Below are 6,263 nucleotides of genomic sequence, written 5' to 3'. Positions count from 1 at the left end.
GCACTGTCATATCCAGTGCCAGCAGTACGGTGGGCAGCATCAAAACAGCAAGCCCCAGCCACTCGCGGCGGGTGGCGGGTTGGTAAACGGTAGACATCATCTTTCCTCGTAGCAGGGGCTCCCTTGTCGTTCCGGGTGACGGTTTTTCGACACCGTGATGAGCGGAACGAAACAGCCGCAAAGCCTAAATCCTCAACCTGACTTGAGGTCAAGCGCTGGCAGTGTTCATGGGTGAGGCGTGGGGAGGCGAGTATATGACCTGCAAGTGAGAAATGGGTTTCATTTATCTGAAAAAGAAAATAACGCCTGCCTGTTGAGTGGGTGCAGCGATAAGTTTCACGGCAATGCGGTCTGACGCCATAGCGTAAAGCAGCATAAAAAAGGGCGCCAGATGGCGCCCCGAGCTCTCCCGATGAGTGTGTGGGGAATTACAGTCCCCGGTTTTTCAAACGGTTGGCGTGCTGACGAAAGACACTGGCCGGGTTGGTCTCAAAGGGGCTGGCCAGACCGGCCACCTGATTCACTTCATCAAGATGGTTCATACGGTAATCGTCTCGGATCACCAGGCCCAGGTGGCTGGAGCAGCTGGAAACCAGGCCGTCATTTTTTTCGCCCAGATAGAGCAGGGCAAGCAGGCCCATGCCGGCGTCGCTGATGTCTAACACGTTGGTCAGCGGTTTGGCGCCGGACCAGGAATAGTAGTTGACGCCGTTGCTGCCTTGCTCCGGGGCTTCGCCGCAGGCCTGTTGGGGAAGGCCTTCCGGGTAGTGGCTGTTGAATTCGCTGCTGCCCTTTGTGGAAAGGGAATACAACGCGGCCAGGGAATCCTGGTCGTATCCGCCGCCGGAAATCAGGTCGAGAAAGCCGACCGCCGCGTTGACGATATCACCCAGAAGTTCCGCGTTGAGCGGCAGGTTTTCCTGTACGCCCAGCAGGACATCGGCCATGCGTGCACCGGTGTGTGGCCCGGCTACAGAGGTGGCAGAGGCGACATACTGGGGGTAAACCGAGGCCACATAGCGTACCGTTGGGCCGCCATGGCTGTGCCCGATCAGGTTCACTTTCTGCGCGCCAGTGGCGGCGAGAATATCCTCGACCTGCCGGGCCAGCTGTTCGCCACGTATCTCGGTGCTGTTGGCGGCGGCAACCTGGGTCACATAGACTTCGGCACCGCTGCGTCGCAGTTCTTCCGGTATCCGGTACCAGTAGTTATAGCCAACAATATCGTCGAAACCGAATAAACCATGGCTGAGAACAATGGGATAACGGGTTTCGGTGTAGGTATCCTTGAATAGCCAGTCAAACCAGCCAGCCTGGGCTGGCATACTTATTGACAGGCTTAACAGGAATGCCATGGAGGTGAACGCTCTGGTGAGCGACTTGAAGGGTGTAGTCATTGTGCTTTACCTGGCTCGTTATTGTTATCGGCGGTACTGCCGTTTCTGCGCCGAGCGTTCCCTGGTCAGGGAGTGTGAACACCTTAAGGCAGATGAAATCAAAAGTTAACACTGGTGTTAATATTAATATGTTATAAGGGAATATTTCCCCGGTGTTAACTGTGCACGGTCTTTTCTGTCGGTAATTTTTATTGAAAACAGTGTCTTGTGGCGAGTTTGTGGCTATGTGGCGAAATGTCTGTACAGTAACATTAGTGTTAACAAGGGCGATTGGTGATGAATGAAGGAGTGGCGCAGCGCCGGGGGAGCGTGGCGGGCAACAGCAAGGCTGAAGCAACACGTGCGCGGATTTTGGCGGCGGGGCGCACGGTCTATGGCGAACAGGGCATGCATGGCACCACCGTGCAACGAATACTCAAGGAAGCGGGCATTTCCCGGCCGACCTTCTACAAGTATTTCGCCTCTGCGCCCGAGGTGGTTGATGAGATTGTGCAAAGCTGCAATGCAGAAGTGGAAGGCTTGTTTGTGAAAGTGTTTGCCCAGCCCCAGAAAGCCTTTTATGACTATCTGCCGATGGCCTTGAGTGGCTATTTGAACTGGGGGCGCTCACTGGGGCCATTGATGATTGCCCGTTTTCGGGAGCTGCATGATGTGTCTTCGCCGGTATCGCGTTACCGCGATGCGCATAACCAGCGCATTGTCATGATTCTCCACGAAGCCATGAAGGCCCATGGCCGGACACCGCCGGATGACCTGGCGTTAAAAACCCTGGTGCAGGGGATTGAGCATCTGGGATATCAGTTCTGTGCGGAAGCGGAACACACAGAGATGCCCCGTTATATCACCGTTATGGCCCGGCTGTGTGTGAGCATGCTGGGTCAGCGGGAAGACTGGGAGGCCATGTTGGCATCCCCGTTCTTCAGTCGGCTTATGGCGCTTGAGGACTAGGGAGTCTCTGAACAATTCCTTGCGTACTCAGCGAGGCCTGAAGGGTGCAGCTGTTGTGTTTTGTTGCGACGGACAGGGTGGTTCCCTTTCCTAGTGACAAAGCGCAGCAGATGGGCCCTTCAGGCCTCGCCCTACGGGTCTTCCAAGCTGGCCCGCACTCGTTGTTGCGCTTTTTTGATGGATGGACATATCTCGATCCCAGTTAGGGGACACCTTCAAAATCGCGCCCTCTGTGCCCCGAATGGGGTATAGATTGCGAGCCAGCCTGAAAGACTGAGCATGCAAGGAGTTGTTCAGAGACTCCCTAGACGCCCGATTATTGAAAGTATTACGACATGACATAAAAAGGAGAACATCATGTCACGTATCCAGGGGGCTCTTGCCCTGCTCGTTGTGTTACTTGCGGTGTTTCTGGTCGGGGTTTTCTGGTCGCCCGTCGCGGTTGTTTCAGGTACCAGTGACAGGGCGCAGAACGTCGCGATCTCGCCCGGGACGGGTGCCCCGGATGCTGCGCACCCTGCCGACAGTTTCCAGGCGGCATTGAGCCGCGCGGAAAACCTGGGGGCCATGCCGGCATCGCTGCGTGGCACCGAGGTGGACGGCCAGCTGCAAGCCGACGCGGGCGGTGAATTAATGGTAACGCCGGACCTGCGTCGGGTGTTTGATTACTTCCTGTCCGCCCAGGGGGAAGAGTCTCTGGAAGAGTGTCAGGCGCGCCTGGCAAGTTATCTGCAAGCGTCTCTTCCGGCTCAGGCTGCGAACGAGGCTTGGCGGTTTTTTCAGCAATATATGGCACTGGGGCAGGCGATGGCGGCATTGCCGCCCCATGATGGTTCGCCTGCCAGCATTCGCACCGCGGTCAAGCAGCGTCACGATCTGCAAGTCGCTTACCTGGGCCAGCAAGCGGCGGAGGCATTCTACGGAATGGATATCGCTTACGACCGTTATATGGCGGACCGACAGGCCATTGTCGATAACCCTTCTCTCAGCGATACCCAGCGGCAACAGCAGCTCCAGGGGCTGACGCAATCGCTGCCGGCTGCCATGCAGAGCATGCTGGCAGAAACCCGTGGTCCGGCGCAGTTGGCAGCGCGCACCCAGGCGTTGCGAGAGCAGGGGGCCAGTGAGGCAGATATTCGTCGTTTACGGGAACAGCAGTTTGGCGCGGATGGCGCCGCGCGTCTGGAGGCGCTGGATCAGCAGCGTGCGCAATGGGAGGCCCGCTATCAGGGTTATCGTGAACAACGCCAGGCCATTATCGACAGTGGGTTGTCGCATCTGGATCAGGAGACGGCACTGGCACGGTTGCAGCAGCAAATGTTCAGTGACCAGGAATTAAATCGGGTTGAGGCACTGGACAGAATCCAGGCCCGTTAGACCAGGGATTACTGCGCGGTTGTTATCAAACAAAAGGCCACACGGTGAACCGAGTGGCCTTTTTTACCGGAAAAAAATCAGAACTGAAAGCGCAGCCCGGCGCCGAACATGTCGATCCCGGCATCGTTGTCAAAGTGCATGAACTCGCCATACACATACAGCTTGTCCATCAAATCAATGGTGGCGCCCACCCCGCCAAAGGCATCGGTGGAGGACTCATCATCCTTGAAGGACGGGTGTTTTACGTCGAAATCCGTGTTGGCTACACCGCCTTTGCCGTAGAGGCCCACGGGGCCAAGCTCAAAGCTGAGCAGGCCGGCAAAGGTGACTGCGCCACCTTCGATCTTGGTGCCGTTGTCGCCTTCCAGTTCACCGAAGTCGTAATAACCCACTTCTGCGCCCACCAGTTCGATGGGGCGCCAGCCCAGAAACAGGCCGCCGGAGGTATCGTCGTCATCAAACTCGACATTATCGATTTTTTCGTCGGTGCCGGAATTATAAATCCCTGCGCCAACATAGAAGCCCGCGTTGGCCAACGGGGCCACACTGAGAATGGCTGTGCCAGCCAGTACTTTTGTTAGGCGGTTCATAAGCATCACTCCCTGAAAAAAGTGTCTTCAGTATTACCCAGAATAGAGCCGGTGTGTATGGGGGGGGCACATTGCGTTACCCCGGCCTGTGACTGACAGGAGGGGCTGGTATCAGTCGCCTGAATTTGCTTTCCTTGATGTCAACAGGGAACGGGGCTTCGGCACACGGGGCTGTGAGGGGAAGGCATGAAGGGAAGGGCGCTGCAGGCGCGTGGATGCCAGTGGATATTGCTGGCGAGTGTTGGGGCGGCGATGGCCGCGAATGTGTTTGCTGAGTCAACATCGGCGGATTTGCAGCTGGACTTGCGTACGGACGTGGGCTGGGAAAGTGACCACTTCCGTTACATGGGCAAGGATTTTAGTGAGTCGCTATTGATGCAGACAGGGCAGACGGTTGATTTGACCCTCCTTACCCACAAGACCCTGCCCCATCGCTGCATGCTCGATTTCTCCCACGACTACTGTGAAGACCGCGGCCACCCGGATACCTGGGGGCGTTCGGTGGAGCCGGTGGTTTGTGCCGCGACCACGCCGGCCTCCCGTGCGTTGCTATCCGGCCAGAATGCCGACGCCAATCGGCTCTGCATTACCTTCCGCGGGGGCTTTTCGTACCCGGCGAACGGCGCGAATGGGGCGCCGGACCTTGCCAGCCATTACCGCGCCGAAATTGGTGAACCCGAAAGCGGGGCGAATCCGGAAATTGTGGCGCTCACTGTGACTCTGACTCTGGACAGCGAACAGCCGTTGCACCGCTTGTCTCCTGGCTGTTATGGCGCGGTCTGTGTTGGCGATACCTTGTCCAGTGTGCAGGCGACCACCAAGGTGCCTTTGAATATTGTATCGGGACAGAGCGCCTGTGGCCGTGTGCGTAGCGATCAATGGCCAGTGGGGCTTTCCGCCCAGTTCAGGAACAGTCGCATTGCCCGGCTGGACGTTAACCCACCGTCAAACATTCGCACTGATACCGGTGTGGCGTTGGGCGAATCACCGGCTTTATATGAAATTTATCGGGGGGCGCTGGACGAAAACCTGGAAGCAGGGCCCGGCTCATTGCCGGTAAAGGCGGTGTATTGGCAGGTCCTCGGCGAGAAAGGTCTGCAGTACGAACTGGACAGCGAGCTGCAGATTACCGCGATGGCCTCGGGCGGTGAATCACTGATGGAGGATTGGCCGTGCCAATAGTGTATTCATGGTTGCAACCGGCTGGCGGGTGGGTGCGGTGACCCTGCCAGCAGCGAATGCCCGGTCCACGTTTAGCGGCGTTATTTTTGATCTGGATGGCACCCTGGTGGATTCCCGCCTGGATTTTGCGGCCATCCGTGCGCGTCTGAATTGCCCACCGGATGTGGGGGTGCTGGAATTTATCGATACCTTGCCGGCCAGTGAACAGGCGGCGGCCCACGCCGTGGTGCTGGAGTATGAGCGCGCCGGAGCGGAACGGGCCACCTGGATACCGGGCGCACAATCCTGCCTTGAAAAACTGTCGGTGATGGGCATTCCTGCGGCTATTCTTACCCGTAATACCCGTGTTATTGCCGAGCTCACCGTATCCCGGTTAAGTATTCCTGTGCAGCGAGTGCTGGCACGGGAAGATGCCCCGCCAAAACCCGCTCCGGATGGTCTGCTAGCGATTGCCAGGGAATGGGGTATGGCTCCGCCAAGCATTGCCTACGTGGGAGATTTTAAGTATGACCTGATGGCAGCCCGCAATGCGGGCATGGTCGGTGTTTATCTCGACACGGATGGCCTTAATACCCATGGCCACCTTGCCGACCGGGTCATTCGTCATTTTGATGAGCTGTTGGCTGAATCTCCGTGAGTGGCTCCCTTTGCTCCCTTTGCTCCCTTGGCGTCAGGCACGGTTCGGTTCCGCAGGCTGAGTGCTTGAGAGAAAGTGGATCGGCTTTCCGCTGGGCATGCCGATGGCTTCTTCGTCGGTCATGACAATTTG

The 6,263-nt window shown here is 57.4% G+C and carries 6 protein-coding genes; 4 read left to right on the top strand and 2 right to left on the bottom strand.

Features of this window, described 5'->3' with window-relative positions; genetic code table 11:
- Positions 1 to 428 precede the first annotated feature (428 nt).
- On the bottom strand, positions 429 to 1,397 hold the full coding sequence (locus A3754_RS05620) for a triacylglycerol lipase (protein WP_197468484.1): 969 nt from the start codon (positions 1,395 to 1,397) through the stop codon (positions 429 to 431).
- A gap of 276 nt (positions 1,398 to 1,673) precedes the next feature.
- Here A3754_RS05620 and A3754_RS05615 point away from each other — a divergent pair, with 276 nt between their 5' ends.
- A complete protein-coding gene (locus A3754_RS05615) occupies positions 1,674 to 2,345 on the top strand; it encodes a TetR/AcrR family transcriptional regulator (protein WP_063519045.1) in 672 nt (223 codons plus the stop codon).
- A gap of 357 nt (positions 2,346 to 2,702) precedes the next feature.
- Positions 2,703 to 3,722 carry a lipase secretion chaperone gene (locus A3754_RS05610; RefSeq protein ID WP_063519044.1) on the top strand — a complete coding sequence of 340 codons (1,020 nt, stop codon included), beginning with the start codon at positions 2,703 to 2,705 and terminating at the stop codon, positions 3,720 to 3,722.
- A 77-nt stretch (positions 3,723 to 3,799) separates the two neighbouring features.
- On the opposite strand, the gene A3754_RS05605 is transcribed toward A3754_RS05610, so the two are convergent.
- Positions 3,800 to 4,312, bottom strand: coding sequence for an outer membrane beta-barrel protein (locus tag A3754_RS05605; protein WP_063519043.1), 513 nt, complete (start codon positions 4,310 to 4,312; stop codon positions 3,800 to 3,802).
- Between the two features lie 186 nt (positions 4,313 to 4,498).
- On the opposite strand from A3754_RS05605, the gene A3754_RS05600 reads away from it, so the two are divergent.
- Complete coding sequence (locus A3754_RS05600) at positions 4,499 to 5,494, top strand: hypothetical protein (protein WP_063519042.1); 996 nt, start codon at positions 4,499 to 4,501, stop codon at positions 5,492 to 5,494.
- A 7-nt stretch (positions 5,495 to 5,501) separates the two neighbouring features.
- Complete coding sequence (locus A3754_RS05595; protein ID WP_231880502.1) at positions 5,502 to 6,131, top strand: HAD family hydrolase; 630 nt, start codon at positions 5,502 to 5,504, stop codon at positions 6,129 to 6,131.
- Positions 6,132 to 6,263: the final 132 nt, after the last annotated feature.

It is taken from the genome of Alcanivorax sp. HI0083, from assembly GCF_001635175.1.
The sequence above is the reverse complement of the archived record's forward strand: the minus strand, read 5'-3'. Positions and strand labels throughout refer to the sequence as shown.

What these genes read in the sequence shown, in the direction of transcription:
- A3754_RS05605 (WP_063519043.1), bottom strand. Translation starts at nt 4,312, where the DNA reads ATGAACCGCCTAACAAAAGTACTGGCTGGCACAGCCATTCTCAGTGTG.
- A3754_RS05595 (WP_231880502.1), top strand. Translation starts at nt 5,502, where the DNA reads ATGGTTGCAACCGGCTGGCGGGTGGGTGCGGTGACCCTGCCAGCAGCG.
- A3754_RS05615 (WP_063519045.1), top strand. Translation starts at nt 1,674, where the DNA reads ATGAATGAAGGAGTGGCGCAGCGCCGGGGGAGCGTGGCGGGCAACAGC.
- A3754_RS05620 (WP_197468484.1), bottom strand. Translation starts at nt 1,397, where the DNA reads ATGACTACACCCTTCAAGTCGCTCACCAGAGCGTTCACCTCCATGGCA.
- A3754_RS05600 (WP_063519042.1), top strand. Translation starts at nt 4,499, where the DNA reads ATGAAGGGAAGGGCGCTGCAGGCGCGTGGATGCCAGTGGATATTGCTG.
- A3754_RS05610 (WP_063519044.1), top strand. Translation starts at nt 2,703, where the DNA reads ATGTCACGTATCCAGGGGGCTCTTGCCCTGCTCGTTGTGTTACTTGCG.